Origin of the sequence: Desulfovibrio subterraneus (assembly GCF_013340285.1) — a bacterium.
Classification (GTDB): Bacteria; Desulfobacterota; Desulfovibrionia; order Desulfovibrionales; family Desulfovibrionaceae; genus Halodesulfovibrio; species Halodesulfovibrio subterraneus.
Map to the genome: position 1 here is coordinate 1 of NZ_BLVO01000001.1, position 26,881 is coordinate 26,881.

Sequence of the window (26,881 nt, forward strand, 5' to 3'; positions counted from 1 at the left end):
TGTGTCTTCATGATCAAGGGGGCTAATTCCCTTAATCACGCTAGCTGATATCTTTCTGTCCAACTCGCTATTTAATTGTCAAAGAACCTCAAGTCCGCCGATTCTTACGACCGACCGGGCCGCTCGCTTTCAGCAAGCGCGAGAAGGGGTTCTGCACCATTCTCTTTCCCGTGTCAACCACTTTTTCATTTTTTCTTTCAAGTGGCTTCGTAATCATTCGGCTGTAAAAAGAACGGCTCCGCGGTAACACATCGAGATCCTTGCGGCCTCGGTTTCAGTGCTGTCCGTCGAAGCGAGAGCGGTTCTATGCAAAACCACCCCACACGTCAACCTGTTTTTCATTTTTTTTCACTACGTCTGCGCAACCGTTCTAAATAGCATGAAAAGAAAGGGGCTTACGCCCCTTCCTCTTTCCTGTTCGCATCTATCGTATAATACAGGGCGGCACCACGGAACCGTCGGCAACCATTGCTTCGATCTGCGCAACGTCCTTGTCACCACGCCCGGAGAGGTTCACCAGTATGATATCGTCCTTGCTCAGGGTGGGTGCAAGCTTCATGGCGTGCGCCAGCGCGTGGGACGATTCCAGTGCCGGAATGATCCCTTCCATGCGCGACAGCATGAAGAAGGCATCCGTTGCCTCCTTGTCGCTGGCATACACATACTGCGCTCTGCCGGCATCTTTAAGATAGGCGTGCTCAGGACCGACGCTGGGGTAATCAAGACCAGCGGAGATGGAATAGACCTCGGCGGGTTCACCCTGATCATCCTTGAGCATATAGGAGTTGAAGCCGTGCATCACGCCAGGCCCGCCTAGGCAGAGGCTCGCCGCATGCTGCCCATATTCAAGGCCCCGCCCTGCCGGCTCCACACCGACCAGCTTGACCCCGGCATCTCCCACAAATTCGGTGAACAGGCCAATGGCATTGGAGCCACCGCCCACACAGGCGATGCAGTAATCGGGCAGACGGCCTTCCGACTCCAGCATCTGCCGTCTGGCCTCCCGGCCCACAACAGACTGAAATTCACGCACGATGGCCGGATAGGGATGCGGTCCGACAGCGGAGCCGAGCAGATAGAAGGTGTTTTCCGCGTCCTGCACCCATGCTGCAAGCGCCTCATCCACCGCTTCCTTGAGGGTTCGCTGACCGCTCTGCGCCGCAACAACCGTTGCGCCCATCATCTGCATGCGAAACACGTTCAGCTTCTGGCGTTCCACATCCACCGCGCCCATATATATTGTACACTCCATGCCCATGAGCGCGGCTGTGGCCGCCGTGGCAACTCCGTGCTGCCCCGCACCGGTTTCAGCGATAATCTTCTTCTTGCCCATGCGCTTGGCCAGCAGGATCTGCCCGATGGTGTTGTTCACCTTGTGCGCGCCGAGATGGTTGAGGTCTTCTCGCTTGAGATAGATCTTCGCCCCGCCGAGCTTCTCGGTCAGGTTGGCACACAGGTACACGGGAGTTTCGCGGCCGGAGAACTGCTTGAGGTAGTAATTATATTCGCGGATGAACTCCGGATCGTTGCGGTACTTTTCAAACGCGGCAGCAAGCTCGTTCAGGATGGGCTTGAGCGGTTCGGGCACATACTGGCCGCCAAACTCGCCAAAGAAGCCGTCAGCATTGGGAAGGGTAGCAGAAGTAGTCATCGCGGAATCTCCTTTGATGCGGGCAGGTAACCGGCCAATAAAAAACCGCGGCCAGTCTTTGACTGCCGCGGTTAGCATTAACTTTACGTTGTCCGTTTCACTTTTCGCAAAACAATAACGTCCCCACGGCGCTGTTTACCAGCGCCACCACCAATTGCGAAGAGAAATGAAACAGGCGGGTACGTTTTTCATAGGCAAATCACTTACCCTCGCTTTGACAACCTTGTCAAGCCTGTCTGAACCTCCCCTCCTGCCCGTTGCTGCAATACGCTGTTTAACCTTTTCTTTTTGCTGCAAAGAGCATCTTCGCAGGCCCCTCTCTTTATATTGCAATATTGTAAAAACGCACATACATATTGAAGCGCAGTTGTGAACGCTTGCTACGGAAACACCATTTCCGGCGTGCAGGCGGCCACGGGGAAGCAGCGTGCAATCCTGTTTCGCGCCGGTTGCACGGTATTGCAAATCATAAGGTCATTCAAAGGGAGTGTGTCATCCATGAAAAAGGTGCTTCATGTTGCCATTGCGTTGCTCGTTCTGGCCCTCTCTTCCATGCCGGCCGCTGCCGGATACAAGGAAGAGTACAAGCTCAGTGTGGTTCCGGGTGCGACTTCCGGGTGGGGGCTTTCCGCCACGTATTTTGCCGATCTCGTGGCGAAGAAGACCGACGGACGCATCGTCATCAAACCGTATTTTTCCAGCCAGCTGCTGGCAGGCAAGCAGACTTCGGAATTTCTCATGGTGCGCAACGGCGCCATTGACTTCGCCCTTGCCTCCACCATCAACTGGTCTCCCCAGATCAAGGAACTGAACCTGCCCGCCCTGCCCTTCATGCTCGCCATGGAGCCGGACCGCTACAAGGCGCTGGACGCCATTGAAGCGGGCAAGGCAGGCAAAATGATGATCGAAGCCATTGAAAAGAAGGGCGTGAAGATCATCGGCTGGGGAGAAAACGGCTTCCGCGAACTGACCAACAGCAAGCGCGCCGTGGCCACCCCTGCCGACCTGAAGGACCTGAAAATTCGTGTTGTGGGCAGCCCCATCTTCATCGACGCCTTCAAAGAACTGGGCGCCAACCCCGTGAACATGAACTGGGCAGAAGCCACCACCGGCTTTCAGCAGGGTGTTGTGGACGGGCAGGAAAACCCGGTCAACGGCATCTGCATTCCCGTCAAAATCTGGAACTACCACACGTACCTGACCAACTGGCACTACCTGATCGACCCGCTGCTCCTTGGCGTGAACCCCAAGGTGTGGGCATCCTTCAGCCCCGAAGACCAGAAGATTCTGCTGGAAAGTGCCGCAGAAGCCACACTGTACAGCAAGGCCATTGCCCGCATCGGCATGGATAACGGCGAATCGCTTGCCTATCTCAAGAGCATCAACATGGTGCCCGAGATTGCCGACCCCTTCGGCTTTCTGACAGGCAACGGCATGACGGTCATCCAGCTCACACCTGAACAGACCAAGGCTTTTTATGATGCCACCGCCCCTGTGCGTGAACGCTGGGTTCCGCAAATCGGCGAAGATCTGGTCAAGGCCGCAGAAGCCGACATGGCTTCCGTCCGCCAATAAGCGACCTGAACGGGGCGGAAGTGCGCCTTCCGCCCCTTAACTTTTGCACTTTCCGCGCTGTGACCTAGGGGCTCTGCCCGCCTTTGAGGATTTGAAGCATGATCAGATTCATATGCAACCGTTTCGAGGAACTGCTCGGATCGGTTCTGCTGCTTGTCATGGTGAGCATTGCCTTTATCAATGTTATCACCCGCTACTGCATAAAAATGTCCCTCGCCTGGACCGAGGAAATAACCGTAAACCTGTTTGTCTGGGTAGTGCTGCTGGGCACATCGTTCGCCTTTCGCAACGACAGCCACCTCGGCGTGACCATGTTTTACGACGGCATGCCCAAATGGGCGCAGCGCCTCTGCTATGTGATATTTCTTGCCGCATCGCTGGGCTTTTTCAGCGTGCTCTTCTATCTGGGCCTGACCGAAGTGCGGGACGAAATAGACCTTGAGGTCACTACTGAATCCCTCGCCATTCCCGTATGGTGGTATACCATTGCCACTCCGGCCTTTTCTCTGCTGATCATCATCCGCATACTCCAGCGTGCATGGCACGACTGGCGCAGTGGCAATATTTAGGGGACACCATGGAAGCTCTGCTGCACGATCCGGCCCTCTGGGCCCTTTTGCTTTTCGTGATCCCCCTGCTGTTGCGGGTTCCCATTGCCGTGGCACTTGGCGGTGCCGCCCTTGCCGTGGCATGGAACTGGGATCTGGGGTACGAAATGCTTTCGTACAACTTCTACGCCGGTGTGGCCAAATTTCCGCTACTGGCCATACCCTTCTTCATCCTCGCCGGCATCATCATGGAAAAGGCGGGCATTGCCGCACGCATTGTTGACCTGATGAAGGCGCTGGTGGGCTCCATGACCGGCGGGCTGGCCATAGCCACCGTAGCGGTTGCCACCTTCTGGGGAGCCGTCAGCGGCTCCGGTCCGGCAACCGTGGCGGCACTGGGGCTCATTCTCATTCCCGGCATGGCCTGTGCCGGTTACGACAAGCCCTTTGCCACGGCGGTGGTTTCGGTGACATCCGGCCTTGCCATTGTCATTCCACCGAGCATTGCCTTCATCGTATACGGGGGCGTTGCCAACGTCTCTGTTCCGGCCCTGTTCGCCGCCGGTTTCATACCTGGCATTGTGGTGGCGCTGTGTATTGTCACGGCAGTGTGGATCATCAGCCACAAGCACGGCTATCGTGGCACCTGCGAGCCGGATGCTCCCTCTGTCGGCAAGGCATTCCGCCGCGCCTTCTGGGGTGTCATGACGCCGGTGATCATTCTCGGCGGCATATACGGCGGGGTATTCACCCCCACAGAGGCGGCTGCCGTGGCTGTTTTCTACGGCCTGTTCGTGGGCGTTTTCATCTACAGGACAATTACCTCGGTCAGCGAACTGTTCGAGATCTTTGCCTCAACAGTGCATGGCACGGCCGTGGTGATGATCGTGGTAACCTGCGCGGGATTGTTTTCGTGGGTCGGTTCCACCGTGGGACTTATCGAAAAGGCATCGTCGGTATTGCTGGGCATTTCGCAGAACCAGTGGATCATCCTGTTCATGATCAATATCATTCTGCTGCTGGCAGGCATGGTGCTGGACGCCATATCCATTTACTACGTCTTCCTGCCCATCATGCTGCCGCTAATCAAACACTTCAGCTGGGACCCCATCTGGTTCGGGGTGATGATGACCATCAACCTCGCCATCGGGCAGGTTACGCCCCCTGTCGCAGTGAACCTGTACGTGGGGGCCAACATATCCGGCCTGACCATGGAAGAGATAAGCAAGCCCGCCCTGCCGCTTATTCTGGCGGCGCTCATCGCGCTGGCCATTGTGGTGGCGTTTCCGTCGCTGTCCACGTTCATGCCTGCCCTGCTGGGCCTGAGCGGCTAACGCGATTATGCAGATAACGCGGCTGCGCAGCTGATACCACTTCAAGTAACAAATAAAAGGCCGGAGGATCATTCCTCCGGCCTTTTTTTCATCAAATGTGTCTGCGCGGAACAGGGTCATTCCGTAGGCGGAACACCCCGGCGCAGCAACTCTTCATAGCATTCCGGATTCTTGGTGCAGGTATCCGCAAGCATGGAGATGTAGGCAATATTGCCTTCTATGGCGCTCTGATACAGGTCTTCGTCCACGCCCCAGCGTTCCCTGAAATGGCTGCGCATATGCACGTTCAGCCCGTGCAGCCCGCCCTCCAGCCGGCTCTTCGCCACGTTGGTATAAAACGCCTCTGTCTGCATCACCAGCTCAAGCTCGGACGCAAAACCGGGCAGCTGCGCTTCTTCGAATTCAAGAAACAGCAGGCGCAGCTTTTCAAGATAGGTTCTGTCCGCAATCTGCGCCACGAGGTCAGCCGTGCCTATCACCCGCCCGAGCATGCCCGCCTCTTCCGAAGCAAAGGCCAGCTCATCCGGTGACTTGGCCAGAATGGTACAGCGGATCATATCCGCACAGTCGCGAATCTCATTTGCGGCATAGTTGCGCGAAGCCAGATACCGCTGCATGAAGCCGACACTGCGTTCCTCATGTCCTACTGTGTATTTGGCGCCTGTGCCGTCTATGTCTCCATCTTCCTGTATAAGACCCACATCATGAAAATAGGCCGCAAGCACGCAAAGCAGAAAGCCGCGCGCCGAGAACGTGCTTCTGCCGTCAAGAACACACCCGTGCAGCAAGCGAGCCGTAGCCAGCACCACCGAGCATGTATGTTCCAGATTGTGGTACTTGGCAGTGCTCTTCCGGTAGCCCGGATACAGCCCGCCAAACAGACGCACCACATCGGCATGAACAGCCGCCAGCTCATCGCCGATTTCATCCAGACCGAGTAACGCGGCAATATGCAGGACTTCTCCCAGCACGGCCCCGCCACTCTTCGGGTCGATAAAATCGTAGAGATGCTTGCTTGTTTTTTCCATGCGCTGCCTCACAGCCGTTTGATATCCCTGCAAGTGTACCATTTTTGGCATCATTGCGCCATTGCTTAGTTCTTCACCACGGTCCGGGGGATAACAAAAAAGTCCCCGCACGGGGCGGGGACAGAAGACATGCATACCATCAACAAATCACTGTATCAGGGAAAGTAGCGCGTGCACGGCGGCGGCTGTTCCGCCCTGCCGCTGCGAAAGCCAGTCGGCAAACTGCCCCTGAACCTTCTCACGCGGTGCGGGGCGCTTGAGATTGCGCAGCAGCTGTTCAAACACCTCTTCCGTATCTGCGGCAACGTGCACCAGTTTTTCATCAATAAGACCTTCCGCCCAGGCAAAGTTGCTGTAGGAAGGACCGATAACCGGCGATATGCCGAAGGCCAGCGGCTCAAGGAAGTTCTGTCCGCCAAGCGGGGCAAGACTGCCCCCCACAAACACCGCACGGGAAAGCGCATACACGTGGTTCAGCTCACCGAATTCGTCCCACAGGATAACGGTTCCCGGTGCGGGCGGGCCGTCGGCGGCACTGCGACGCACCATGGGAATTCCTTCGCGGCGCAGCCACGTCTCCCACGAAACCACACGTTCCATATGGCGCGGAATAAGGGCAATGCTGGTCTTGGGGCGCGCCTCACGCAGCTTGCGGATGAGCGTCTGCACCTCTGCCTCTTCTTCCATGCGCACGGAACCGAGGGTCACGAGGGAAGTATTCTCCTTGATTACCGTATCCTGCAGCGGATTGGGGGCAGAAGGATCAGCAGGATGCACCCTGTCGAACTTCATGTTGTGCATGACATGCATGCTCTGCTCGCCGAACAGGGCGGCAAACCGGCGCGCATCATTCTCTGAGATGGCAAGCACCGTCTCCGGCCGCAACCCCTTCCACAACGAAGGCGTGGCAAGATATCCGGCAAGGCTGCGTGTGGTCATGCGGCCGTTCAGCACGGCCACAGGCACATTGCGTTCATCACAGGCCGTCAGCAGGCCCGGCCACAATTCCGTTTCCAGCAAAACCACGGCGCGCGGGGCGGCAAGACGCACGGCCTTGCGCATCAGCGCCGGTTTATCAAAAGGGAAATAGCGCAGCTGCACGTTGAAACGCGGTCTTTCTTCCGCGCACCATGCCCTTGCTCTTTCCAGCACCTCCATCCCCTGCAGCGTACAGGTGGTAAGCAACAGGTTGAATCCTCTGTCTTCCGGCAGCTGCCGCAGCAGTTCCCAGCTCAGATAGGCTTCTCCCCCCGATGCGGCCTGCACCCACACGTCGGCCTTGGATGCCCAGTCGTCGGGAACCAGCCGCTGGGGCAGTCCGTGCCGCAGGCGTTTGTTACGCTCGAGCACGGGGCGCAGAATGGTCCAGAGAGAGCTGTAGGCCTTGAGCAGCAGGGAGTTGGAGAAGCTGAGCGTCATGAAACTGCCTTTTCTTAGGATGGACGCTGCGCGGAAGCGAGGCCCAGTTTGATGAGTTCGGCGATAAGGTCCTCAAAGCTGTACCCGACGGCGGCGGCCTCCTGCGGCAGCAGGCTGGTCGGCGTCATGCCGGGCAGCGTGTTCACCTCAAGCAGGTGCAGGTTGCCATCGGGGTCGAGAATGAAATCCGCACGACTGTAGCCGGAGAGCCCCAATGCCCTGTGGGCGGTCAGGGCCATGCGCTGGGCCTCGGCCGTCACCTCTTCGGGGATGGGAGCGGGACATACCTCGCGGGCTGCCCCCGGTGTATACTTGGCCTTGTAGTCGAAGAATCCTGCGCCGCTTTCCGGCAGAATCAGCACCGGAGGCAATGCCCGGTCGCCGAGCACACCGCAGGTCACTTCCATACCGGGAACCGAGGGCTCTATAATCACCTCGTCGCCGGTTTCGAATATGGCCTTGAGTGCCGCATGCAGGTCTGCCTGCGAATCCACGCGGGAAAGCCCGAGACTGGAACCGCCGGTATTGGATTTGACAAACAGGGGGTAGGCAAGCGCAGGCTGCCATGCTTCTGCGGGCAGCACGGGCAGGAATACCCATTCCGGCGTAGGCAGGCCGTGGCGCACGAAAATCTGCTTGGCCACCGCCTTGTTCAGCGCAAGGAAAGAGCCCGCAGGTCCGGAACCCTGGTAAGGACAACCGGCTGCGTCGAGCATCGCCTGCACCAGACCGTCCTCACCGGGCGAGCCGTGCAGGTTGATGAAGGCGAAGTCATGAGCGGATGCGGCTTCGAGAAGTCCATCCATGGAGGTCGCGGGATCAAACCGCGTGACATTGTGACCGAGCGCAATAAGCGCTTTTTCTATGCCGCGGGCACCGGAGAGCGAAACTTCACGTTCGCTGGACCATCCGCCCGCTATCAAGAGAATACGCATTGAGAGGAATTCCCATTCTTCTGCTGAAGGCTGTTTCTATGGCTACCGCCTGCAGATACGACTCATGTATCCGCTGGCGGATCCGTTCCGTTTTGCCGTAACGGACGTACAAATCGTCGAACCGTTCATCCAGCGTCACCACGTGGTTATGCATGACACGCTTGTCCGCATAGATGATGCACAGCGGCAGACACCACGCATCCACATCAATATGCCACGGCCAATGCACATGGTGCAGCACGCCCTGCGCGATGTGCGGGTTGCCGAACACCTCCATGACAATGCTTGCACCCAACTGGGAATGGTTACCCCCGTGCACTATGGTATAGGATTTGGCAATGTCGTGCAGCAGTGCGCAGGCCTCCACGGCGGGCACATTGACGGACATGCCCGCCTGTGCTCCGGCCGAGGCGATGAATTCCGCCACTATGGCCACATGCTCGCTATGTTCGCGGATGTGGTCCGGCATGGCGTATTTGCCCCATAACGTGCGGCACATGGCCGCATCGGGCACCAGCCACCGGGGGTTGTCTGAAAACTGCAACGGCGGCGTGGATTCATGATGCAGAGATGATTTCTGCTGTGCTTGCTGACCTGTCATGAAGGGGTCCTGTGCTGTTCACGGTTCTATGCGGGCAGAGTAGCGCCGCCCTTCGGCTTTAGCAAGTATGTATGCAAAATGCAAAACTGTTTGGCAATTCAAGCAGGTTCTACACCGTTGACAGGGGTGCGGCTGGCGCGTAGCACAATGAAACAGCCAAACGGGAGCGGTGCCCGGCCGGCTGCCTGCCACAACCCCCTATCCTGCAAGGAAGGCCCATAGTGAACGTAGCTGATTCCTTCAAAGACCCCGCGCTTTGCAAGGGGCTTCTCGAACGCCTCCACTCGGAAATGGACCAGCCCCTCAGATTCATGGAAGTATGCGGAACGCATACCGTGGCGATTTTCCAGAGCGGCCTTCGCCCGCTTCTGCCCGAAGGAATTACGCATCTTTCCGGCCCCGGCTGCCCCGTGTGCGTAACGCACGAAAGCGAAGTGGCCGCCTTTCTCGACCTTGCAGGCAGAGACGGCGTAATCCTCGCCACCTTCGGCGACCTGATGCGCGTTCCCGGCCCCAAGGGACGCAATCTCAAGCTTGCCAAGGCCGAAGGCGCCCGCATCGAAATCGTCTACTCCCCTGTGGATGCGCTGCAGCTTGCCGCCAAGAACCCCAACGACACGGTGGTGTTCCTCGGCGTGGGCTTTGAAACAACCGCCCCCACGGTTGCCGGAACAGTGCTCATGGCCAAGCAGCAGGGCCTGAAAAATTTCAAGGTGCTCTCCTTCCACAAGCTGGTCCCCCCGGCCCTCAAGGTGCTGCTGGACGATCCGGAATGCGCCATAGACAGCTTTCTGCTTCCCGGCCACGTTTCCACCATTCTCGGGCTGGAGCCCTATCAGTTCGTGGCGCAGACCTACAAGACGCCCGGCGTCATCACCGGCTTCGACCCAGTGGACATTCTGGAATCGCTGCTCATCATGGTGGAACAGCGCAAGAAGCAGGATTACCGCATCGTCAACCAGTACAAGCGCGCCGTGGCCGATTCCGGCAACGCCCGCGCCCGCGAGGTGATGTTCTCCGTCTTCCGCACCGCCGATGCCCTGTGGCGCGGCGTGGGCTGCATTCCCGAAAGCGGCCTTGTCTTCAGGGACGAGTTCGCGGACTTTGATGCACTGCAGGCGCTGGACGTGACCGTCACCGAAGCGCCGCCCACCCCCGGCTGCAAATGCGGCGAAGTGCTCAAGGGCAAAATGCAGCCCGCCGACTGTCCCCTCTTCGGCAAGGCCTGCACCCCCGCAAAACCTGTCGGCCCCTGCATGGTTTCCACTGAAGGCAGCTGCGCCGCCTACTACAAATACTCCGTTTAACGCCAGCGACGAATCATCATGAGCAAATCAACTCTTGCAGATCAGACCCTTCTTCTGGACCACGGCAGTGGCGGACAGGCCTCCAACCGTCTCATCGGCAGCCTGTTCTTCAAATATTTCGACAACCCCATCCTGAATGCCATGAACGATGCGGCGCGGCTGGAAATCAGCGGCCCCCTCTCCATGAGCACGGACAGCTACACCGTTGACCCCATCTTCTTTCCCGGCGGCGACATAGGCACCCTTGCCGTGCACGGCACCGTGAACGACGTGGCCATGATGGGCGCGCGCCCCAAATACCTTTCCTGCGGCTTCATCCTTGAAGAAGGCCTGCCCATGGAAACGCTGGAGCGCATTGTGGCTTCCATGGCCGACGCCGTGCTTGTTTCCGGCACCATGGGCGACCACGGCCTTACCGTGCTTTCCGGCCGCGAAGGGCTGAACTTTGCCACGGATATCAAGAGCGATTCCGCGCCCCTCAACCACATGGTGGACGCGCTTATCTCCAAAATCGGCGACATCCATGTGCTGCGCGACCCTACCCGCGGAGGACTCGCCACCACCCTGAATGAAATCGCAGGGCAGTCCGGCGTGTGCATCAACCTGCGTGAAGCGGATGTGCCTGTGCGCGAATCCGTTCGCAACGGCTGCTCATTCCTCGGCCTTGATCCGCTCTACCTTGCCAACGAAGGCAAGCTCATCTGCATTCTGCCGCAGGAAAAGGCGCAGGCCGCGCTGGAACTGATGCGCTCCATGCCCTACGGGGCGGATGCCACTCAGGTTGGCACCGTGCGCAGCGGCGAACAAGGCCCCGGCAAGGCCGGTCAGGTGGTGCTGGAAACCCCGCTCGGCGGCCACCGCCTGCTCTCCATGCTTGAAGGCGAACAGTTGCCGCGTATCTGTTAACACCATGGTAAGAACCTCGGTAGCTCCATGGTAGCACCCTAGTAGCGCCCTTGTTAACGCCACAGGCTGTGATACGCAAAAGGCTCCGCCGGGCAGGAACCTAACGTTCCTGCACCTCGTATATGCGATGAAAATCCGCTTTTTGGGCTTCAGTTCCGGCTTAACGGGAATGCGGCTGTACTAAAATCGAAGGTTTGTCATTACGCAAAGGCTCCGCCGGAACATCCCGCGGAGCCTTTTTCTTTCATAACATCGGGGCCGAAACATCGAGGCTGAACATCTGAATTGAACGTCAGAATTGCATATCTGAATTGAATGTCTGAACTGAACATCAGAATTAAACATCCGTGCCGGAACACATCTGAATGGCAGGATACGGCGTGACTTGCGCTGCCCCCCTCATCTGGTACACTCCCCCCGATGCCGCATGCAACAGGCACCGACCCAGCAACCCGACAACCCAACGGGGCCCACATGTCCGAACTCATACTCGTAAGCGACTTCGACGGCACGATCACCGCCCATGACTTTGACGCTCTGGCTGCGGAAAGCGGCTTCTTCACGGATGTTCAGACTCCATGGGATGAACACCGCGCAGGCAGGCTTTCCCATTTTGACGCCATGCGCATCACCTTCGCGCAAATCCGTGTGCCGGAGCATGAACTTGCCGCCCTGACAGACAAAGCCCATCCCGAGCCGACTCTTGCTGCCTGCATCAGCAACCTGCGCGATGCGGGCTGGCGTGTGATTGTGGTCTCCGCAGGCTGCAGCTGGTACATTGAGCGCATTCTCGACAAAGCCGGAGTCAGCATCGGGCCGGATGGCGATCTGGAGCTGCACACCAACCCCGGGGAATATAACCCGAGCTTCGGGCTCAAACTGATGGCCCCTGTGGATTCCCCCTTCCACTCGCCGGAAACGGGCGTGGACAAGGCTGCCATTGTCCGTTTTCATCAGCAGAACGGCGCAACCGTGGCCTATGCAGGCGACGGCCATACCGATATTCCCGCCGCACTGTGTGTTCCCCCGCACCTGCGGTTCGCACGCGGCCAACTCATGCAGTCACTGCAGGAACGCGGCGAAACCGCCCGCCCCTTCACCCGCTGGGCAGAAGTCGCCGAAGGCTTGCTCAGAGGATAACAATGAAAAAAGCCGGAGGATGGTGCCTCCGGCTTTTATTGTCTGTATACCCCGTCCCGACATTCTCTGCCAATGGACAGGCCGGACTATTTCTTTCCCAAATCCCGCAACTCGCGGGCATACCGCTCTGTCTCACTATACAGACACCCGCAGTACTGCTGGCGATACATGCCCCATTCCTTGGAGGTTTCTATTCCCTCCTCCCAGCCTTCGCGAAAATCGCGATACAGGAACTGAACAGGGCCATCCAAAGCCATATCCTCACCCAGCTGGCGCACAACATCGTGCTTCTGCTTTCGGGAATAGAGGATGGAAGTCGAGAAATAATCAAACTTGCCACGCTTGGCGATGGAAAGCGCACGTTCCAGCCGCAGGGCGTAGCAGTGAAAACAGCGGTTTTCTTCCCGATAGCTCACGGCACGGAACCAGAGCTTGGGATCATATTCGCTGTCTTTGAAGATGATGGAAATCCCCAGCTGCTCTGCCATTTCGGCAGCCGACTGCCGCCGGCGGATATATTCCTGCAACGGATGGATGTTGGGGTTCCAGAAGAACCCCGTCACCTCGAAACCTTCTTCCTGCAGACGACGCACCGGTGCAATGGCGCAGGGACCGCAGCAGATATGGAGCAACACACGAGCCACGACTAATCCTTCTTGGGGGTAACCTCGATGCGCAGATCATATTTCTGCTCCATCTCGAAAAGGCGTTCGCGCTTGTGGTTCAGCAGATACAAGGCCAGTTCGCTATTGCATTCATAGCGCATGGGACCAGTGGGCTTGCTGTGAGTAAGTTTTTGCAGAATATCCTTGAGCGCCTGCAGTGCCTGCCATTCCATATTGCGCCGCGTGCCGGAACCGCCACAGCAGGGACACAGCTCGGAGCTGATGGAAAGGGCCGAAGAGCCAAGGCGCTGACGCACGACCTGCAGCAGGCCGAAGCGGCTCATCTTGCCCACGTCGTGACGGGCGCGGTCGTTCTTCATGGCCTGACGCAGGGTCTTTTCCACCTCGCGCCAATGGTTGCGATCACGCATTTCAATGAAGTCGATAACCACCTGCCCGCCTATGTCGCGCAGCTTGAGCTGCTGGGCAATGGTAGTCGCCGCCTCGGTGTTGGTCTTCAGCGCCATGGATTCGAAATTGGTCTTGCCCGCGATCTTGCCGGAGTTGATGTCCACGGCCATGAGCGCTTCAGTCTGGTCAAAGACCAGTCTGCCGCCGGAGGGCATGGTCACTTCGCGCGAATAGATCTGCTCAATCTGCTTCTGCAGGTTGAAGCGTTCCCACAACGAAATTTCCGGAGCGGTGTGCAGGCGCACCTGCAGTCCACGACGCGGGAACACAAGGCTTGCGAATTCTTCCACAGCCTTGGCGGTGTTTTCGTCATCCACCCACACCTCGGTAACATCGTCGGTAAGGTAGTCGCGGATGGAACGGGTGGCGAGGTCGCGTTCCTGATAGATAAGGCTGGGCGAAGGCTCGGTGGTGGCCTTTTTGCGCACATCCTTCCACAGGCGTTTCAGGAAGCTCAAGTCGCGCTGCATGGCGGTCTTGGGCTGATCCACACTCACGGTGCGCACGATCACGCCAAGGTTCTCGCCGGGATCAAGACCTTCCAGCAGCTTTTTGAGGCGCTGGCGTTCCTTGTCGTCTTCCACCTTGCGGGAAACGCCAATCTGGTCGCGACCGGGAGTAAGGACGAGAAAACGTCCGGGAAGAGAAAGATAGGATGTAAGAAATGCGCCCTTGGTTCCGGTGGGTTCTTTGACCACCTGCACGAGCACTTCCATGCCCGCCTTGAGCACCTTTTGAATAAGCGGATACTTGCGCCCCTTGTTGGGGTCGTGCGGCGAGGAATAGTATTCCGGATGCACTTCGTCTATCTGCAGAAAGCCATTCTTTTCAGCGCCATAGTTGACGAAGGCCGCCTGCAGGTTCGTATCGATGTTGTTGATTGTTCCTTTATAGATATTGCCTTTGGTCTTCGCCTGGTGGACCATTTCCACATAGTATTCCTGGACGGAACCCTCTTCGGCGAGAGACACCTCTACCTGCTCACCGGGCAGCACACTGATAAACAGTTTGCGTCTGCCCTTTTTCTGGGAGCTGCTCATATGTTTCCTCGTAAAAAGTTCCCCGCACCGTTGCGGTCGGCACGGCGCTACCGGCAGGAGTAAAACGGTCCATTGGCTCCGGGCAGCCCGGCAGCATCGGCATCCACCGCATGGATGACGCCCTGATGCACCAGTACCGCAAGGGCCGATTCCACCTTCTCAAGCGACAAAGACAGGGCCAGCGCAAGCTGGTCCGGTGTCTGAGGCCGCCGTTGCAGTGAACGAACGATAATTTCCGTCACAGCCTTCTGGTCTCGTTCCACAAGGTCTGCACGCTGCCCCGTGCGCAAAAAAACGGTTCCGGGTGTTTCGGGCGTCACGGCACATGCGGCAGAAAGCTCGCTGCACCAATGCGCCCGCACATCAGGCGGAACAGCCTTGGCAACCGGATAGGCTCCGGGGCGGGAAAGTGTCGTCACGTCCACCCTGTCGGGTGAAAGCCGTTTCACATAGTCCTTGAGCAGGGCAAGATTCTCTTCGGAATCATTAATTCCCTGCGCCAGCAGTATTTCAAGAAAGATTCTGCCTTTAAACATGGCCCTGAACTGCAAAAGCGATTCGGCTATGTCTGAGGCGCTAAGCCCCCCGCAGGGGCGATTCAGCTTGATAAATTCTTCTTCCACCAACGAATCGAGCGAGGGCAGCACAATGTCTGCTCCCGCCAATTCCGCGCATACTGATGTATCTGACAGCAGCGTGGTGTTGGTAAGAACGGCCACGGGAACTTCGGGCAGAATGCGGCGGCAGCCATCGATAATGGCTCCCATCTCGCTGTTCAGGCAGGGTTCGCCTGCTCCGCCGAGGGTCACGTGATCCGGTAAAATTTCATTTTCCGCCCGCCACTGTTCCAGTTCCGCCAGAATGACTTCCGCCGGAACGTAAGGGGCGCGGCGCATGGTCAGCTCATCCGTTCTGCCGACTTCGCAGTACAGGCAGTCCATGGAGCACACACGCCGCCCAAGCAGGTCCAGACCGAGAGAACGGCCAAGTCTGCTGGAAGTGACGGGACCAAATATATAGGTAAACGTCATTACGTTTATCTGTCCTTGTGTCGGTGATAATCCTGAGTATAGCGCGTCGCCGCAAAAAACAACACGATTATTTCACCGCAGGATCATGAAAACGGGTTTTCTCTGCACGGCAAGTAATCACTCTGCCCGGACAGGCAACCGGTGCAACCGGTACGACTGGCCAAACGGGGTGCAACTTGTTTGCACCTGCTCCGCACCAGATCCGCCCCAGATCTTCTCCAGATCTGCTACAGACTCGCGACCGGTTCCCGGCAATGTCTCTGCGGCCGCGCACAGGATGAGCACCGCAGGCGTAGCGGCCGGATGCAGGGACGCAGCGTGCAAGAACGAACGCCTCGCAGCTTCGCCGGAGTCCACCGCAAACGTATCGGAAAAACGCCATACACCGGGACAGGATACGCCCGGCATACGACTATCCTTGACAGTCGCGGCATAGCACAGTACGGCGTTGCACCAACCACGGAGGATTAACAATGCCAAAGCAAGGTGAACTGGTACTGCTCATCAGCCCCCGAGGCAAGAGATATATGCGGCGCGTGGAGCCGGAGAACGACATCCACGGCACAGACGGTCTGCTCAAGATGACCGACATCATGGAAGCGGGCTACGGCAGCGTCGTTTACACGCACAAGGGCAAGCCCTACCGTGTACAGCGTCCTGCGCTGCACGACCTTGTCACCGGCGTAAAGCGCCAGACGCAGGTCATCTACCCCAAGGATATCGGCTACATCTGCATGAAGCTGGGTGTAGGCAACGGCACCAAGATCATCGAAGCAGGCTCCGGTTCCGGCAGCCTGACCATGGCCCTGAGCTGGTTCGCAGGCGATCGTGGCGAGATTCACACCCATGAAGCCCGTCTGGAATTCATGAACCTGTGCCGTCGCAACCTCGACTGGGCAGGCGTGGGGCAGAACGTAACCCTGTATAACCACGACATTTCCAACGGCTTTCTCATCAATGATGCGGACGCCCTGTTCCTCGACGTGCGCGATCCGTGGGAATATGTCCGTCACATCCCCTCTGCGGTGAAGCCCGGCGCCATGTGCGGTTTCCTTGTGCCCACCATCGATCAGGTTTCCAGCCTGCTGGTGGAACTGGAAAAGGGTCCCTTTGACGAAGTGGAAGTTTCCGAACTGCTGCTGCGCAAATGGAAGCCTGTTCCCGACCGCATGCGTCCTTCAGACCGCATGGTTGCGCATACCGGTTTCCTCATTTTCTGCCGTCATCAGGAAGGTCTTGAAGAGATCAACGCCCAGAAGTCGCTCGGCACCCGCGAACGCAAGCAGGAAGCCGCCCGTCTGGAACGTCTCGGACTCAGCTCCATCCCCGAAGATGCGCTGTGCGGCGGCATCGGCCCCGTTGACGGTGACGAAGCCGACGATGATGGCGGGCTGTGCGAAGATTAGCATCCCGTTTTGATGGAATATGATTTCAAGGGCCGTCCGCAAGGGCGGCCTTTTTTTATTGCCTCGCAAGCGCAAGCCCCTCCCCTCTCCTTCTTCTTGAGATCTCACGTCACTTCAGTTGATTGCCAGCTTCCAGATGGTATCTTTGGCAACAACGACCACCGGTCCGTATCCCTTTGCTGTCGAGGGTACGGCTGGGGTGGTAGCCCCGCGATGACATCCGAGACGATTGCAAAGGGACACGGCACATATACTTTGTGGCTTACCGACACAGTTCAGCCGCCCTTCCCCCTGCCAGCATACGAAGCGTATGCAATCGGCATGTTCGTTCAGGGAAAGCCCCCTTCGAAAAAGTGAATGAATTCTGAATCTCCAAAAAGAAAAAGCCGGAAGCTGAGCGCTTCCGGCTTTGAAGATCAAATGAAAATCCCGACTACTGCTCAAGATTGCTGTCAGGCTGGGAAGAACGGCTCATGGCATCGCGCAGCTCTTCAACATGCGCCCGCACCTTGTCAGACTTCTTCCACTCTTCATACAGCGTCTTCCAGGTGTTGAAGTCGAGGAAGCTCTTGTCGAGCTGCTCTTCGTGCGACTGCACCCAGGTGCCGAAAAGATGCATTTCAAACTGGAAGGTCTGGCTGTCAAACACGCGGCCGCCCATGCCTGCCTTGATCACACTGCCTTCAACTTCGCTGGAAATGAAGTTGCACACGGCCATGCGGGAGGTCTCGGGGGTCACTTCCTTGTCGTTCATATCCTCAACCAGCGCAAACAGCGCAGGGTGGTTTTCGCGAATACGCATCTGCCCCTGTTCGGGCACGCGAATGAAAAGCTTCTCGCCATCTTCGGCGATGAAATAGAAACGCAGCCAGTTTTCAAACATCAATACTTCGCTGATGGTTTCAACGGCTTTTCCGAATTCGGTTGCGGCCATGCGGGGCCTCCTTGTATTCCTGTATTGCCGGAAAAGTCCCGACGTGGGTAAATATGGACACAGGATGAGTGTGCGTCAAGTACCAAATTTCACAATCAGGCCGCAGCCCGCGTAAACAGGGCTACTTTGCGTGCAGGTGGCAGCTTACCCTGTGACCGGCTTCCGGCATATCCCACCCCGGCACAACGGTGCGGCAGCGGTCCATGACCTCCAGACAACGGGGATGGAAGGGACACCCCGACGGCGGTGCAAGCGGGCTTGGCAGGTCGCCATGCAGAGTCTGCCGCTGCCTGCGGGCATCCGGCCCGGGAACGGGCACGGCCATCAGCAGAGCACGGGTGTAGGGATGCAGCGGATTCGCAAACAACGCGTCTGCATCTGCTTCTTCAACGATGCTGCCGAGATACATCACGGCAATACGGTCGCTGATATGCCCGATAACGGAAAGATCGTGCGAGATAAACAGATAGGCAAGGTTGAACCGCTTCTGCAATTCACCCAGCAGATTCAGCACCTGCGCCTGCACGGATACGTCGAGCGATGAGACCGGCTCGTCGCAGACCACCAGCTCGGGCCGCATGATGAGCGCACGGGCCACGGCCACGCGTTGACGCTGGCCGCCGGAAAATTCGTGAGGATACCGTGCATAATGCTCGGCGCGCAGGCCCACCAGAGAAAGCATTTCCTCCACGGTGGCGCGACGCTCCGCACTGCTGCCCACGTTGTGGATATCCAGCGCTTCCTGAATGGACTTGCCCACGCTGCGTCGCGGGTTCAGCGAGGAGACGGGGTCCTGAAACACCATCTGCATTCTGCCTGGCAGGGCCTTCAGAAAGGCATCTTCCCCATGAAAGACAGACTGCCCGTCGAGCAGAATATCGCCCGATGACGGTTCCAGAAGCCGCACAACCATACGCGCCAAGGTCGATTTACCGCACCCGCTCTCTCCTACCAGTCCCAGCGTCTGCCCCCGTTCAAGGGAAAGGCTGACGTTATCCACTGCGCGCACTGTCTGCGCCTCGGCGGCAAACATTTGCCTGCGCAGCTTGAACACGCGTGAAACCTGACGGATTTCGAGAAATGGCGAGCTAATGGCGAATCCCCTTTCTGTTGCTGTTCAAAATACATCTCCGGCAGTGCCGGTTTTCGTGCCGGTTTCTTGCCCGTTTCGTAGCGGTTGCCGGAATGGCGGCAGATTAGCAGATGCCCCGCCGTTACGCCAGACCCGCATGGGGGTCACATGGCGGCCTGCGCTTATACACACGTTGACAGGCGCGCCCATACGGGGCAAAGCAGGGCAAACACTTTTCAGGAATACCATGGCAAAACCGCGTCCCAGAAAACCCCGCCCACCGTTGCCCGCTCCCCGCTGGTCGAAGATGCTCTACGCAACGCTGGAGCCCAGATACATAGGCATGTTCCGTTTCCTGCTGGAAGCGGAAGATAACCTCGGCTATGCCACTGTTGTGGATAAGTATGCAGCGGTGCTGAAGATAATCTTCTCTCCGCATCAGGAACGGGAGATGCGCGCCTTTCTGGCGGGCATGCAGCAGACCATTCCCTTTGAGGTGATGGAACGCCCTGCCGCGCAAACGGAAACTAGATAGCGCCCTCTTCCCGCATCCGGCGCTCCAGCACGCCCATGCGGAACACATAGTGATCCACGTCGAACTTGCGACGCGCCCCCGCGTAATTCATATAGCGCACCATCCCGAACACGGGACGCTCCTGCCACGGCCTGTCGTGCACCCCGCCCATGGACCACGCAACCCCTGTGTAGCCGTTTGAATCACGCCCGTCGATGAAGTAACGGTCGTTCAGCCATATGGCATGGCGCACGGCATCCTCAGGCGAGGCGCTCCACTCCAGAATCTTCTTTGCCCAATACATGCGCAGGTAGCCGTGCATGGTCCCTGTCAGGCGCATCTCGCTCTGCGCGGCATTCCACAGCGGATCATGCGTCTTGCCTGCTTCCAGCGACTGCAGATCATACACATAGTCGCGCCCATCGTTCCGGTGCTTGTCCAGCGTACGCTGCGCCCAGTCGGGGAAGGCGTTCCAGCTGTCGTATTCCTGCATATGCAGACAGAAGTTATCGGCAAGTTCACGGCGCACAACAAGCTCTTCAAGAAAGGATTCCCGCGCTTCGGCAGGCGCAACCGACCGCCGTGCTCCGTTACGGGCAAGGGTATCAAGCACCACCCGCTGTGCGGATATCATGCCGAAATGCAGATAGGGAGAAAGGCCGGAAAGGGCGGCAACGTTCGGGTCGTTGCGCTTTTCGTACAAGGCCATCCGTTCCGTTAAAAAACGATGCAGAACAACACCGGCTGCATCCTCCCCAGGTTCCGGCCCGAAGGGGGCCGGCACTTCAGGCACGGTTCTGTCCACGCCAAGGCCGTCCCGCAGCGTCTGCCAGTCCACGGCAGGCACCTGCCAGCGCCACGGAACCACATCCGCCGCCAGCTCTGAAAGCTCGGGCAGGTCGTCCAGATATTCGTCCAGCAGGCGGTGAATCTTGGGGCGTATGGTACGGGCGGCGTATTCCAGCTTGCCGGAAACAACCTGACACGGCACCACGTTGCGCGAATCCACTTCGTCCACAGGGCACGGGGCCGCAGCGCACACCGCATGCACCCACGACCTTTTCAGCCGCAGAGGATCAAAATCAGTCACGATGAGCGATGCGCTGACGGAACGCGCCAGTTCGGGAATGGCGGTATCCGGTGACTGGCGGATGAGAATGAAGGGAATGCCCAGCGCTGCCAATTCGGCGGCGGTTTGTTCCAGCCCGCGCAGCAGAAAGCCGAACTGCCGGATGCACGCCCCGAGAAAGGAAGGAGCCAGGCCGTAGGCAACGGCACACGGCACGCCGCGCCGCTTTGCCTCGTCAAGAGCATGGATGAGCGCCCAATTATCACGACAACGGTGCTCCCTGTGCATCCAGTAGAGCACAGGGCCGCCCTGAACATCAGATGGCATCCGGGAACGCAGACCCCGGATACGACCCGGATGAACTAGTCCGTGATTTCCTGACATGCGCTGAGGCTGGCCATGATATCCAGCATTTCCATGGTCTGGTTGACCCGCCAGTAAAATTCCTCTGCCTCAAAGGGCTTGGTGATGAAGTCGTTGGCTCCATTCTTGAGGAACTGGGCGGAAAGAGTGCCTGAACCGGCAGCCGAAACGCCGATGATGGCCTTTTTATGCGCCTTGTGGCGGGAGCGAATATTTCTGACGAGTTCAAACCCGTCCATGTGCGGCATGTTGTAGTCGGTGATGACAAGGCTGATATCCGGATACATTTCCAGCATCTCAAGCGCCTTATCGCCATCATCCGCCTCAAGCACCTGAAACCGCTGCACTTCAAGAAGGTGCCGCATGTGGGCAAGCGCCATGCGCGAATCATCCACGATGAGCACGGCGGCAAACTGATTTTTGAACACACGCTCCAGACTGTGCATGAGCGGGTCCATATCCTGAATGCTGCCCTTGAAAAAATAGTCTGCTACATTGCGTTCCAGAAACCGCTTGCGGATGCTCTCGTTGAACGTGGCCGTAAGCACCACGGAAGGCACCCCGTGCTCAAGGCACAAGTCCACGGCTTCGCCATCCGGCGCATCGGGCAGGTTCAGGTCAATGACCGCAATAAAAATCTGTTCCCGTGAATTTTCAAGGAGATAGCGAGCTTCCTCCATGGTATTGGCGACGACAGTTTCAAACTGAGTCAGGGCTCTGATCTGTTTGGAGATAATCTTGGACTGCACATGAGAGTCCTCAATAATCAACACAGTTCTCGGCGCATCGGCCATGGTATAGGTATCGCTCATGCAGGGCCTGTGGAGTCTTGCAGTTCATATCAAATAATAATCAGCCACCTTTTCTACTATACACTTGGCAGAATTTGGAGGCAATACAATTCGGGAACACGCAGATTAGCAAGTAGCGCTCTACTCTGCTGCAGCCCGCCCATTTGCGCACACCAAGGAGGTATTCCATGTCCGCCCGCTTCCCCGCCATAGCTTTCAGGCTGGCTGCCCTTTCCGCACTTGCAGGCAGCCTTTGCCTTGTGGCTTCAGTGCTCATTGAACCCAGGGTCGATGCGCAGGGCATGTTGCATGAGCCCTTCTTCCTCATCCCACTGGGACTCTTTCTGCTGGCGATAGGCATACTGCTCTGCCTGACCGCGTGGCTGACCAGAGCCCGTGTGAGCTGTCAGGACGATCAGATTACGAAGGAAGGGAACGGGTAAGCACCCGCAAGCAGCCCACGGGCTGTCATTCAGGGAAGAGGAATACAGGAAGTAAGATCGTTCCGGGCAACAGACAGGCCGCCGGGAAGCCCGGTCAGAAAGGACCAGTTACCGCCGTGCGCTGCACAGCAGGGCCACGCGGGTGGCCAGCCAGTCCATGACGATGGCGGGATTCACGTTGTAGACAAGGCTTTCCTGACATTCTGCCAGCACCTCATCAACTCTGCGATGCACAAGGCTGTCCACTCCGGCAAACAGGCGGGCCAGCTCGGAATGCACATTGCCGGTAATGGCGGCAACCAGTTCGCGCTGACAGTACACCACCACACGCTGGGCAACGCCGTTATCCAGCGAGCTTTTCGAGGCAGTGCGCTGAAACCAGCCCGTACCCGTGCGGGCAAACTCTGCAAGCGCATCACCCCATTCTGCGGCCTGCGCTTCCAGCGGGTCGGCCGAAGCCTCTGCCCCGTGCGATTCCGGCCATGCAAGCGTCAGCACCCAGCTGCGCGAAACAAGCGTGGGCAGCAGGCGCTCGCGCTGCGGGGCCAGCAGGACAAAGCTGGTGCCGGGGCGGGGCTCTTCCAGCGATTTGAGCAGCGCGTTAGCCGCTTCAATCCCCAGAGACTGCGCCTCGCACAAAATGACCATGCGCTGGCCGTTGTCGCGGGGAGGTTCTCCCAACACGCCGCGCACGGCACGCACATCATCTATCTTTATGGATTCCTCGCGGCCGTCCAGAAAGAACATGTCACGATGACGGCAGGCTATCATCTGGGCACAGGCCGAGCAGGCAAGGCAGGGACGCGGACCTTCCGACTCGTTCAGCGTGCAGTTGAGAAGCGCCGCCCAGTAAAAACTCATGGCAGCTCGCTCTTCAACGGTGCCGCCTTCCATGAGGAGCACCTGCGGTGGGTTGGCCGCGAGACGATGCAGAAAGCCCCTTACCCTGGCGTGACGGGACGCCAGGGCAGGGGCCATGATATGTTCGAGTTCCAGCGAGGGACGCGCCGCTGTGTCGTCCACGGATGTGTGCGAAGACATGCGGACAATATCCCTTAGCGGAAGATGGTCTGGTCGCGTTCAGGACCTACGGAAATGAGGGACACACGCACACCGGTAAGTGCTTCGATGCGCTCGACGTACTTGCGGCAGTTCTCGGGCAGCTTGCTCCACTCGGTAATGCCGGTGATGTCTTCGTCCCAGCCGGGCATGGATTCATACACGGGGGTCACGTGCGCCATGGCGTTCTGCTCCTGCGGAACAACGGAAACACGCTCGCCTCTGTAGTCGTATGCAACACACAGCTTCAGTTCCTTAAGCCCGCTCAGCACGTCCAGCTTGGTCAGGGCGAACTCGGTGGGCCCGTTCAGGCGGGTGGTCTCACCCAGCACCACAAGGTCAAGCCAGCCGCAGCGGCGCTTGCGTCCGGTGGTGGCACCGAACTCGTGGCCCTTCTGCTGCATGTAGTCGCCGTCTTCGTTCATCTGCTCGGTGGGGAAGGGACCGGCACCCACGCGGGTGGTGTAGGCCTTCACAATACCGATAACGCGGTCCAGACGGCTGGCAGGAATACCTGCACCGGCGGATGCATTGCCCGCAACGGTGTTGGAGGAGGTGACATAAGGATAGGTGCCGTGGTCGATATCCAGATGGATACCCTGAGCACCTTCAAACATCACGCTCTTGCCTGCGTTGAACGCATCCCAGATTTCGGTGGAAACGTCTGCGAGATAGGGAACCAGCTTGCGACCGGCTTCCATAACCTCATCAAACACCGTGTCCACATCCATGGCGTCGCGGCCATACAGAGAGGTGAACAGTGCGTTCTTTTCCACCAGAGCGTTCACGATCTTGGACTTGAGCAGTTCGGGATCGGCGAGGTCTCCAGCGCGTATACCCACGCGGGAAGCCTTGTCTTCGTAACAGGGACCGATACCGCGACCGGTGGTGCCGATCTTGTCGGTAGCGGATTTGTATTCTTCGCGAGCGCCATCAAGGCACTTGTGGTACGGCATGATGACGTGCGTCTTCTTGCTTATCTTCAGACGGGCAGGGCTAACGTCAACGCCTTTGGCGTCGAGCTTTTCAATTTCCTGCCAGAAAACGCCCGGATCAAGAACTACGCCGTTACCGATGAGGCACTTCTTGCCTTCATGCAGGATGCCGGAAGGGATGAGATGCAGGATATACTGCTTGTCACCCACTATGACGGTATGGCCGGCATTATTACCACCCTGAAAGCGAACGATGACGTCTATCTCGCGGGTAAGCAGGTCGACAATCTTGCCCTTGCCCTCGTCGCCCCACTGAGTACCCATTACGATTACGTTTGACATTAGCCTCTCCTTATGACATGGAAATCCCCTTTCCCGACGACTCCGCGTTTACGGAACGCAGAAAAGGCATCATCTCTTAATACACAGACCGCGACAACGTCAATCTCTTCCAGCTCGAAAATCGCATACTTTCAATGCCTTTTCCCACGCCTTCGTCCACATGAACGAAGGCTGCTTAACGCGGCGGAGCACGCCGGAGGCACCGTCTCCCGCGCTGCGGAATCCAGCTATCCCAAAGATACAGGACTTCCGTTCGTTACATCCCCCGGGCGCCCGGGCACTCGCAGCGTCGCAAGGCGCAGCGGCCAGTGCCCTGCTCCCCCAAAGGAAGACGAAGAACATGACGATGCATATCAAGGTCCGCAGGGTTGAATGGCTTGCCATTGCCCTGCTCATCAGTCTGCAGGCCACCATGCTTACATGGAGCGCCCGCCAGCCCGAACACGTGAACGGCGTTCCCATCCTGCGGGTCGCCGCTCCCAAAACAGAGCGGGTTTCCGCCTCCATCTCGCCCTACGGGCCGGGATTCGAGCAGGAACTGCTCGCCCTTTTCGCAGCCGAAAAAGGCTATCACCTCGAAATAATTGAAGTAGACTCCCCAGCACAGGCAATGCAGGCCCTTGAGGAAGGGACGGTGCACCTGGTGGTGGGACTCGGCGGCAAGGCTCCGGAATCACTCGCAAGCCCCATTGTTGCAGGCCCCGCCTACGCCACCTCACGCCCGATTCTGCTGCACAGCTCAAAACGCTACACCCTTCGGGATGAACAGGAAATCTGCGATAATCCCATTCTGACGACCCAGCAGCGCTACCTTGCCGACACCCTTTCGGATGCCGCAGAGGGCGTGAACTGTGTGCCGTGGACCAGCAAGGTTGACGGCGTGCGGGTTACCCCCATTCTGGACACCCTGAATGAAGACCGCGCCCGCTTCGCCCTTGTGGACGACTGGAGCTACAGCCTCTGGCAGCCCTTCTTCCTCAGTGTAAAGCCCGCCAAGACCATTAACCGTGAAATCAATTACCGCTGGTTCTGGCGCTCGGAATATGAAGACCTGCACAAGGCGCTTACCGCCTTCTGGCAGGAGCGCGAGCAGGATGGCCAGATTGCGACTCTGCATGAGCGGTATTTCGGCTTCCTCCCGGAAGAGGCCGATTATTATGAGCTGGTGAACCTGTCGGATTCCATCCGCACGAACCTGCCGCGCTACAGCGACTCCATCCTGAAATACAGCAAAAAGTATGATATAGACCCGCTGCTGCTCGCCGCCGTCATCTATCAGGAATCACGCTTCGATGCGGACGCGACCAGCAAGACCGGCGTAAAAGGCCTTATGCAGATCACGCAGAGCACCGCACGCGTGCTGGGTGTGGACAGAAACGACCCCAGACAGTCCATCAAGGGCGGGGCCAAGTATCTGAAAATGCTGTGGAGCGAATTCGAGTCCATGGATCTGGACCCGTGGGACCGCTGGTTCTTCACTCTGGCCAGTTACAACCAGGGGCTGGGACACGTGCAGGACGCCATAAACCTGTCCCGCTCAATGGGCGGCACCGGCCGCACATGGCATGATCTGAAAAAGGTGCTGCCCCTGCTGGCCTGGGAAAAATATTATTCCCAGACCAAATACGGGTACAGCCGCGGATATGAAGCAGTCCACTATGTGGAAAACATTCGCTACTACTATTACATCATGCACGGACTAGTCGGACTCGCGCGGCCGGAAGCTGAGCACCTTGGCACGCTTCTTAGCGCCGTTCCCTCCAGCTGGCCCGTCATCTGATGACGAGTTGCCGGACGTATTGCCAGACGCACCGGCGATTGCAATATCCTGTGCAGCACCGCCGGGAGAAGGCACTTCTTCCAGCAGCGTGAAGGAAGACTGGGGCGGCAGCCCCATGCTGTCAGGCCGGGCAGACTGGGCCCAGTGATGATTGAACAGCTGGTTCTTCCAGCGCACAGCCTGAATGAAAGAGAAGATGAGCGCAGACTCTTCCCACCGCTTGGTGGGTTCGAACTGCTCCACTTCCTTGGCGTAGCGCTCCCACAGGTTCATCAGGGACGCCTCGTCATAGGCGTTAAGCTGGGCTGCCAGCTTGCGTAATGCACGTTCCATTGCGACCTCATATATCAGCCCCCGCAAGGGGGCTTTTTTGTATATGTCCATCCCCGCATGGGGAACCATTCATACTCCGGCGGGGGCGGCAGCAGCAAAGCGCCATATTTCGGGACCGTGCGGACCGACGCCCGACAAGCCTCTCACTGCGCAAAACCGGCACCCGGCGCCACCGGCAGTGCGGTAAGGCTACGTTAATCCGCGAAGTGCAGCAAATGAAAATTGCCCGTCGGCAAGGTGTGTGCTATT

General features: G+C 58.1%; 25 protein-coding genes. 10 read left to right on the forward strand and 15 right to left on the reverse strand.

What is annotated here, in order from left to right; translation table 11 throughout:
- Positions 1 to 424: 424 nt before the first annotated feature.
- Positions 425 to 1,651, reverse strand: coding sequence for a tryptophan synthase subunit beta (gene trpB, locus HUV30_RS00005; protein ID WP_174403353.1), 1,227 nt, complete (start codon positions 1,649 to 1,651; stop codon positions 425 to 427).
- Positions 1,652 to 2,149: 498 nt separating this feature from the next.
- Between trpB and dctP the strand changes: the two genes are divergently transcribed.
- The 3 genes from dctP (at position 2,150) to HUV30_RS00020 (ending at position 5,108) form a co-directional block, all read left to right on the forward strand.
- Positions 2,150 to 3,226: a TRAP transporter substrate-binding protein DctP gene (dctP, locus tag HUV30_RS00010; RefSeq protein WP_174403354.1), complete on the forward strand. Its 1,077-nt coding sequence runs from the start codon at positions 2,150 to 2,152 to the stop codon at positions 3,224 to 3,226.
- A gap of 98 nt (positions 3,227 to 3,324) precedes the next feature.
- On the forward strand, positions 3,325 to 3,795 hold the full coding sequence (locus HUV30_RS00015) for a TRAP transporter small permease (protein ID WP_174403355.1): 471 nt from the start codon (positions 3,325 to 3,327) through the stop codon (positions 3,793 to 3,795).
- A gap of 8 nt (positions 3,796 to 3,803) precedes the next feature.
- On the forward strand, positions 3,804 to 5,108 hold the full coding sequence (locus HUV30_RS00020; RefSeq protein ID WP_174403356.1) for a TRAP transporter large permease: 1,305 nt from the start codon (positions 3,804 to 3,806) through the stop codon (positions 5,106 to 5,108).
- Positions 5,109 to 5,224: 116 nt separating this feature from the next.
- On the opposite strand, the gene HUV30_RS00025 is transcribed toward HUV30_RS00020, so the two are convergent.
- From HUV30_RS00025 to HUV30_RS00040, 4 genes are all read right to left on the reverse strand, one after another.
- Positions 5,225 to 6,136, reverse strand: coding sequence for a hypothetical protein (locus HUV30_RS00025; RefSeq protein WP_174403357.1), 912 nt, complete (start codon positions 6,134 to 6,136; stop codon positions 5,225 to 5,227).
- 147 nt (positions 6,137 to 6,283) lie between these two features.
- Positions 6,284 to 7,555: a 3-deoxy-D-manno-octulosonic acid transferase gene (locus tag HUV30_RS00030; protein ID WP_174403358.1), complete on the reverse strand. Its 1,272-nt coding sequence runs from the start codon at positions 7,553 to 7,555 to the stop codon at positions 6,284 to 6,286.
- Between the two features lie 14 nt (positions 7,556 to 7,569).
- Positions 7,570 to 8,490, reverse strand: a complete 921-nt coding sequence (locus HUV30_RS00035) for a D-alanine--D-alanine ligase family protein (RefSeq protein ID WP_174403359.1) — start codon at positions 8,488 to 8,490, stop codon at positions 7,570 to 7,572.
- Complete coding sequence (locus tag HUV30_RS00040; RefSeq protein WP_174403360.1) at positions 8,447 to 9,091, reverse strand: HD domain-containing protein; 645 nt, start codon at positions 9,089 to 9,091, stop codon at positions 8,447 to 8,449. The genes HUV30_RS00035 and HUV30_RS00040 overlap by 44 nt, the downstream gene beginning before the upstream one ends.
- 221 nt (positions 9,092 to 9,312) lie before the next feature.
- On the opposite strand from HUV30_RS00040, the gene hypD reads away from it, so the two are divergent.
- The 3 genes from hypD to HUV30_RS00055 all read left to right on the forward strand — a co-directional run bounded on the left by hypD (position 9,313) and on the right by HUV30_RS00055 (position 12,444).
- Positions 9,313 to 10,398 carry a hydrogenase formation protein HypD gene (gene hypD, locus HUV30_RS00045; protein ID WP_174403361.1) on the forward strand — a complete coding sequence of 362 codons (1,086 nt, stop codon included), beginning with the start codon at positions 9,313 to 9,315 and terminating at the stop codon, positions 10,396 to 10,398.
- Positions 10,399 to 10,416: 18 nt separating this feature from the next.
- The gene (locus HUV30_RS00050; RefSeq protein WP_174403362.1) at positions 10,417 to 11,304 is read left to right on the forward strand and encodes a hydrogenase expression/formation protein HypE; all 888 of its coding nucleotides are present in this window, start codon (positions 10,417 to 10,419) and stop codon (positions 11,302 to 11,304) included.
- Between the two features lie 474 nt (positions 11,305 to 11,778).
- Positions 11,779 to 12,444: an HAD-IB family phosphatase gene (locus HUV30_RS00055; protein WP_174403363.1), complete on the forward strand. Its 666-nt coding sequence runs from the start codon at positions 11,779 to 11,781 to the stop codon at positions 12,442 to 12,444.
- Positions 12,445 to 12,530: 86 nt separating this feature from the next.
- Here HUV30_RS00055 and HUV30_RS00060 read toward each other — a convergent pair whose 3' ends face one another.
- Genes HUV30_RS00060 through HUV30_RS00070 form a run of 3 tightly spaced genes read right to left on the reverse strand, consistent with a single transcriptional unit; the run spans position 12,531 to position 15,591 of the window.
- Positions 12,531 to 13,088 carry an epoxyqueuosine reductase QueH gene (locus HUV30_RS00060; RefSeq protein WP_174403364.1) on the reverse strand — a complete coding sequence of 186 codons (558 nt, stop codon included), beginning with the start codon at positions 13,086 to 13,088 and terminating at the stop codon, positions 12,531 to 12,533.
- A 2-nt stretch (positions 13,089 to 13,090) separates the two neighbouring features.
- On the reverse strand, positions 13,091 to 14,560 hold the full coding sequence (locus tag HUV30_RS00065; protein ID WP_174403365.1) for an Rne/Rng family ribonuclease: 1,470 nt from the start codon (positions 14,558 to 14,560) through the stop codon (positions 13,091 to 13,093).
- 47 nt (positions 14,561 to 14,607) lie between these two features.
- Complete coding sequence (locus HUV30_RS00070; RefSeq protein WP_174403366.1) at positions 14,608 to 15,591, reverse strand: radical SAM protein; 984 nt, start codon at positions 15,589 to 15,591, stop codon at positions 14,608 to 14,610.
- Positions 15,592 to 16,064: 473 nt separating this feature from the next.
- On the opposite strand from HUV30_RS00070, the gene HUV30_RS00075 reads away from it, so the two are divergent.
- Complete coding sequence (locus tag HUV30_RS00075; RefSeq protein ID WP_174403367.1) at positions 16,065 to 16,997, forward strand: tRNA (adenine-N1)-methyltransferase; 933 nt, start codon at positions 16,065 to 16,067, stop codon at positions 16,995 to 16,997.
- Positions 16,998 to 17,430: 433 nt separating this feature from the next.
- On the opposite strand, the gene HUV30_RS00080 is transcribed toward HUV30_RS00075, so the two are convergent.
- On the reverse strand, positions 17,431 to 17,931 hold the full coding sequence (locus tag HUV30_RS00080) for a hypothetical protein (protein WP_174403368.1): 501 nt from the start codon (positions 17,929 to 17,931) through the stop codon (positions 17,431 to 17,433).
- 121 nt (positions 17,932 to 18,052) lie between these two features.
- The gene (locus HUV30_RS00085) at positions 18,053 to 19,024 is read right to left on the reverse strand and encodes an ABC transporter ATP-binding protein (protein WP_174403442.1); all 972 of its coding nucleotides are present in this window, start codon (positions 19,022 to 19,024) and stop codon (positions 18,053 to 18,055) included.
- 226 nt (positions 19,025 to 19,250) lie between these two features.
- Between HUV30_RS00085 and HUV30_RS00090 the strand changes: the two genes are divergently transcribed.
- Positions 19,251 to 19,538: a DUF4911 domain-containing protein gene (locus tag HUV30_RS00090; protein WP_174403369.1), complete on the forward strand. Its 288-nt coding sequence runs from the start codon at positions 19,251 to 19,253 to the stop codon at positions 19,536 to 19,538.
- Here the strand turns inward: HUV30_RS00090 and phrB are convergent.
- Together phrB and HUV30_RS00100 are read right to left on the reverse strand one after the other, a co-directional pair.
- Positions 19,531 to 20,970 (reverse strand): deoxyribodipyrimidine photo-lyase, encoded by a 1,440-nt coding sequence (gene phrB / locus HUV30_RS00095; RefSeq protein ID WP_174403370.1) that lies wholly within the window; start codon positions 20,968 to 20,970, stop codon positions 19,531 to 19,533. The two genes, HUV30_RS00090 and phrB, sit on opposite strands and share 8 nt — an antisense overlap.
- On the reverse strand, positions 20,949 to 21,761 hold the full coding sequence (locus tag HUV30_RS00100) for a response regulator (RefSeq protein ID WP_243452017.1): 813 nt from the start codon (positions 21,759 to 21,761) through the stop codon (positions 20,949 to 20,951). Before HUV30_RS00100 ends, phrB begins: the two co-directional genes overlap by 22 nt.
- A 167-nt stretch (positions 21,762 to 21,928) precedes the next feature.
- On the opposite strand from HUV30_RS00100, the gene HUV30_RS00105 reads away from it, so the two are divergent.
- A complete protein-coding gene (locus HUV30_RS00105) occupies positions 21,929 to 22,183 on the forward strand; it encodes a DUF3955 domain-containing protein (RefSeq protein ID WP_205245179.1) in 255 nt (84 codons plus the stop codon).
- 108 nt (positions 22,184 to 22,291) lie between these two features.
- On the opposite strand, the gene HUV30_RS00110 is transcribed toward HUV30_RS00105, so the two are convergent.
- Together HUV30_RS00110 and HUV30_RS00115 are read right to left on the reverse strand one after the other, a co-directional pair.
- The gene (locus HUV30_RS00110) at positions 22,292 to 23,224 is read right to left on the reverse strand and encodes a DNA polymerase III delta subunit-related protein (protein ID WP_174403371.1); all 933 of its coding nucleotides are present in this window, start codon (positions 23,222 to 23,224) and stop codon (positions 22,292 to 22,294) included.
- A 14-nt stretch (positions 23,225 to 23,238) separates the two neighbouring features.
- Positions 23,239 to 24,519, reverse strand: a complete 1,281-nt coding sequence (locus HUV30_RS00115) for an adenylosuccinate synthase (RefSeq protein WP_174403372.1) — start codon at positions 24,517 to 24,519, stop codon at positions 23,239 to 23,241.
- A gap of 340 nt (positions 24,520 to 24,859) precedes the next feature.
- Here HUV30_RS00115 and HUV30_RS00120 point away from each other — a divergent pair, with 340 nt between their 5' ends.
- A complete protein-coding gene (locus tag HUV30_RS00120) occupies positions 24,860 to 26,299 on the forward strand; it encodes an MltF family protein (protein ID WP_174403373.1) in 1,440 nt (479 codons plus the stop codon).
- On the opposite strand, the gene HUV30_RS00125 is transcribed toward HUV30_RS00120, so the two are convergent.
- Positions 26,219 to 26,632 carry a hypothetical protein gene (locus HUV30_RS00125; RefSeq protein ID WP_174403374.1) on the reverse strand — a complete coding sequence of 138 codons (414 nt, stop codon included), beginning with the start codon at positions 26,630 to 26,632 and terminating at the stop codon, positions 26,219 to 26,221. The two genes, HUV30_RS00120 and HUV30_RS00125, sit on opposite strands and share 81 nt — an antisense overlap.
- Positions 26,633 to 26,881 lie beyond the last annotated feature (249 nt).

What these genes read in the sequence shown, in the direction of transcription:
- trpB (WP_174403353.1), bottom strand. Translation starts at nt 1,651, where the DNA reads ATGACTACTTCTGCTACCCTTCCCAATGCTGACGGCTTCTTTGGCGAG.
- dctP (WP_174403354.1), top strand. Translation starts at nt 2,150, where the DNA reads ATGAAAAAGGTGCTTCATGTTGCCATTGCGTTGCTCGTTCTGGCCCTC.
- HUV30_RS00015 (WP_174403355.1), top strand. Translation starts at nt 3,325, where the DNA reads ATGATCAGATTCATATGCAACCGTTTCGAGGAACTGCTCGGATCGGTT.
- HUV30_RS00020 (WP_174403356.1), top strand. Translation starts at nt 3,804, where the DNA reads ATGGAAGCTCTGCTGCACGATCCGGCCCTCTGGGCCCTTTTGCTTTTC.
- HUV30_RS00025 (WP_174403357.1), bottom strand. Translation starts at nt 6,136, where the DNA reads ATGGAAAAAACAAGCAAGCATCTCTACGATTTTATCGACCCGAAGAGT.
- HUV30_RS00030 (WP_174403358.1), bottom strand. Translation starts at nt 7,555, where the DNA reads ATGACGCTCAGCTTCTCCAACTCCCTGCTGCTCAAGGCCTACAGCTCT.
- HUV30_RS00035 (WP_174403359.1), bottom strand. Translation starts at nt 8,490, where the DNA reads ATGCGTATTCTCTTGATAGCGGGCGGATGGTCCAGCGAACGTGAAGTT.
- HUV30_RS00040 (WP_174403360.1), bottom strand. Translation starts at nt 9,091, where the DNA reads ATGACAGGTCAGCAAGCACAGCAGAAATCATCTCTGCATCATGAATCC.
- HUV30_RS00050 (WP_174403362.1), top strand. Translation starts at nt 10,417, where the DNA reads ATGAGCAAATCAACTCTTGCAGATCAGACCCTTCTTCTGGACCACGGC.
- HUV30_RS00055 (WP_174403363.1), top strand. Translation starts at nt 11,779, where the DNA reads ATGTCCGAACTCATACTCGTAAGCGACTTCGACGGCACGATCACCGCC.
- HUV30_RS00065 (WP_174403365.1), bottom strand. Translation starts at nt 14,560, where the DNA reads ATGAGCAGCTCCCAGAAAAAGGGCAGACGCAAACTGTTTATCAGTGTG.
- HUV30_RS00070 (WP_174403366.1), bottom strand. Translation starts at nt 15,591, where the DNA reads ATGACGTTTACCTATATATTTGGTCCCGTCACTTCCAGCAGACTTGGC.
- HUV30_RS00075 (WP_174403367.1), top strand. Translation starts at nt 16,065, where the DNA reads ATGCCAAAGCAAGGTGAACTGGTACTGCTCATCAGCCCCCGAGGCAAG.
- HUV30_RS00080 (WP_174403368.1), bottom strand. Translation starts at nt 17,931, where the DNA reads ATGGCCGCAACCGAATTCGGAAAAGCCGTTGAAACCATCAGCGAAGTA.
- HUV30_RS00090 (WP_174403369.1), top strand. Translation starts at nt 19,251, where the DNA reads ATGGCAAAACCGCGTCCCAGAAAACCCCGCCCACCGTTGCCCGCTCCC.
- phrB (WP_174403370.1), bottom strand. Translation starts at nt 20,970, where the DNA reads ATGTCAGGAAATCACGGACTAGTTCATCCGGGTCGTATCCGGGGTCTG.
- HUV30_RS00100 (WP_243452017.1), bottom strand. Translation starts at nt 21,761, where the DNA reads ATGAGCGATACCTATACCATGGCCGATGCGCCGAGAACTGTGTTGATT.
- HUV30_RS00105 (WP_205245179.1), top strand. Translation starts at nt 21,929, where the DNA reads ATGTCCGCCCGCTTCCCCGCCATAGCTTTCAGGCTGGCTGCCCTTTCC.
- HUV30_RS00110 (WP_174403371.1), bottom strand. Translation starts at nt 23,224, where the DNA reads ATGTCTTCGCACACATCCGTGGACGACACAGCGGCGCGTCCCTCGCTG.
- HUV30_RS00115 (WP_174403372.1), bottom strand. Translation starts at nt 24,519, where the DNA reads ATGTCAAACGTAATCGTAATGGGTACTCAGTGGGGCGACGAGGGCAAG.
- HUV30_RS00120 (WP_174403373.1), top strand. Translation starts at nt 24,860, where the DNA reads ATGACGATGCATATCAAGGTCCGCAGGGTTGAATGGCTTGCCATTGCC.
- HUV30_RS00125 (WP_174403374.1), bottom strand. Translation starts at nt 26,632, where the DNA reads ATGGAACGTGCATTACGCAAGCTGGCAGCCCAGCTTAACGCCTATGAC.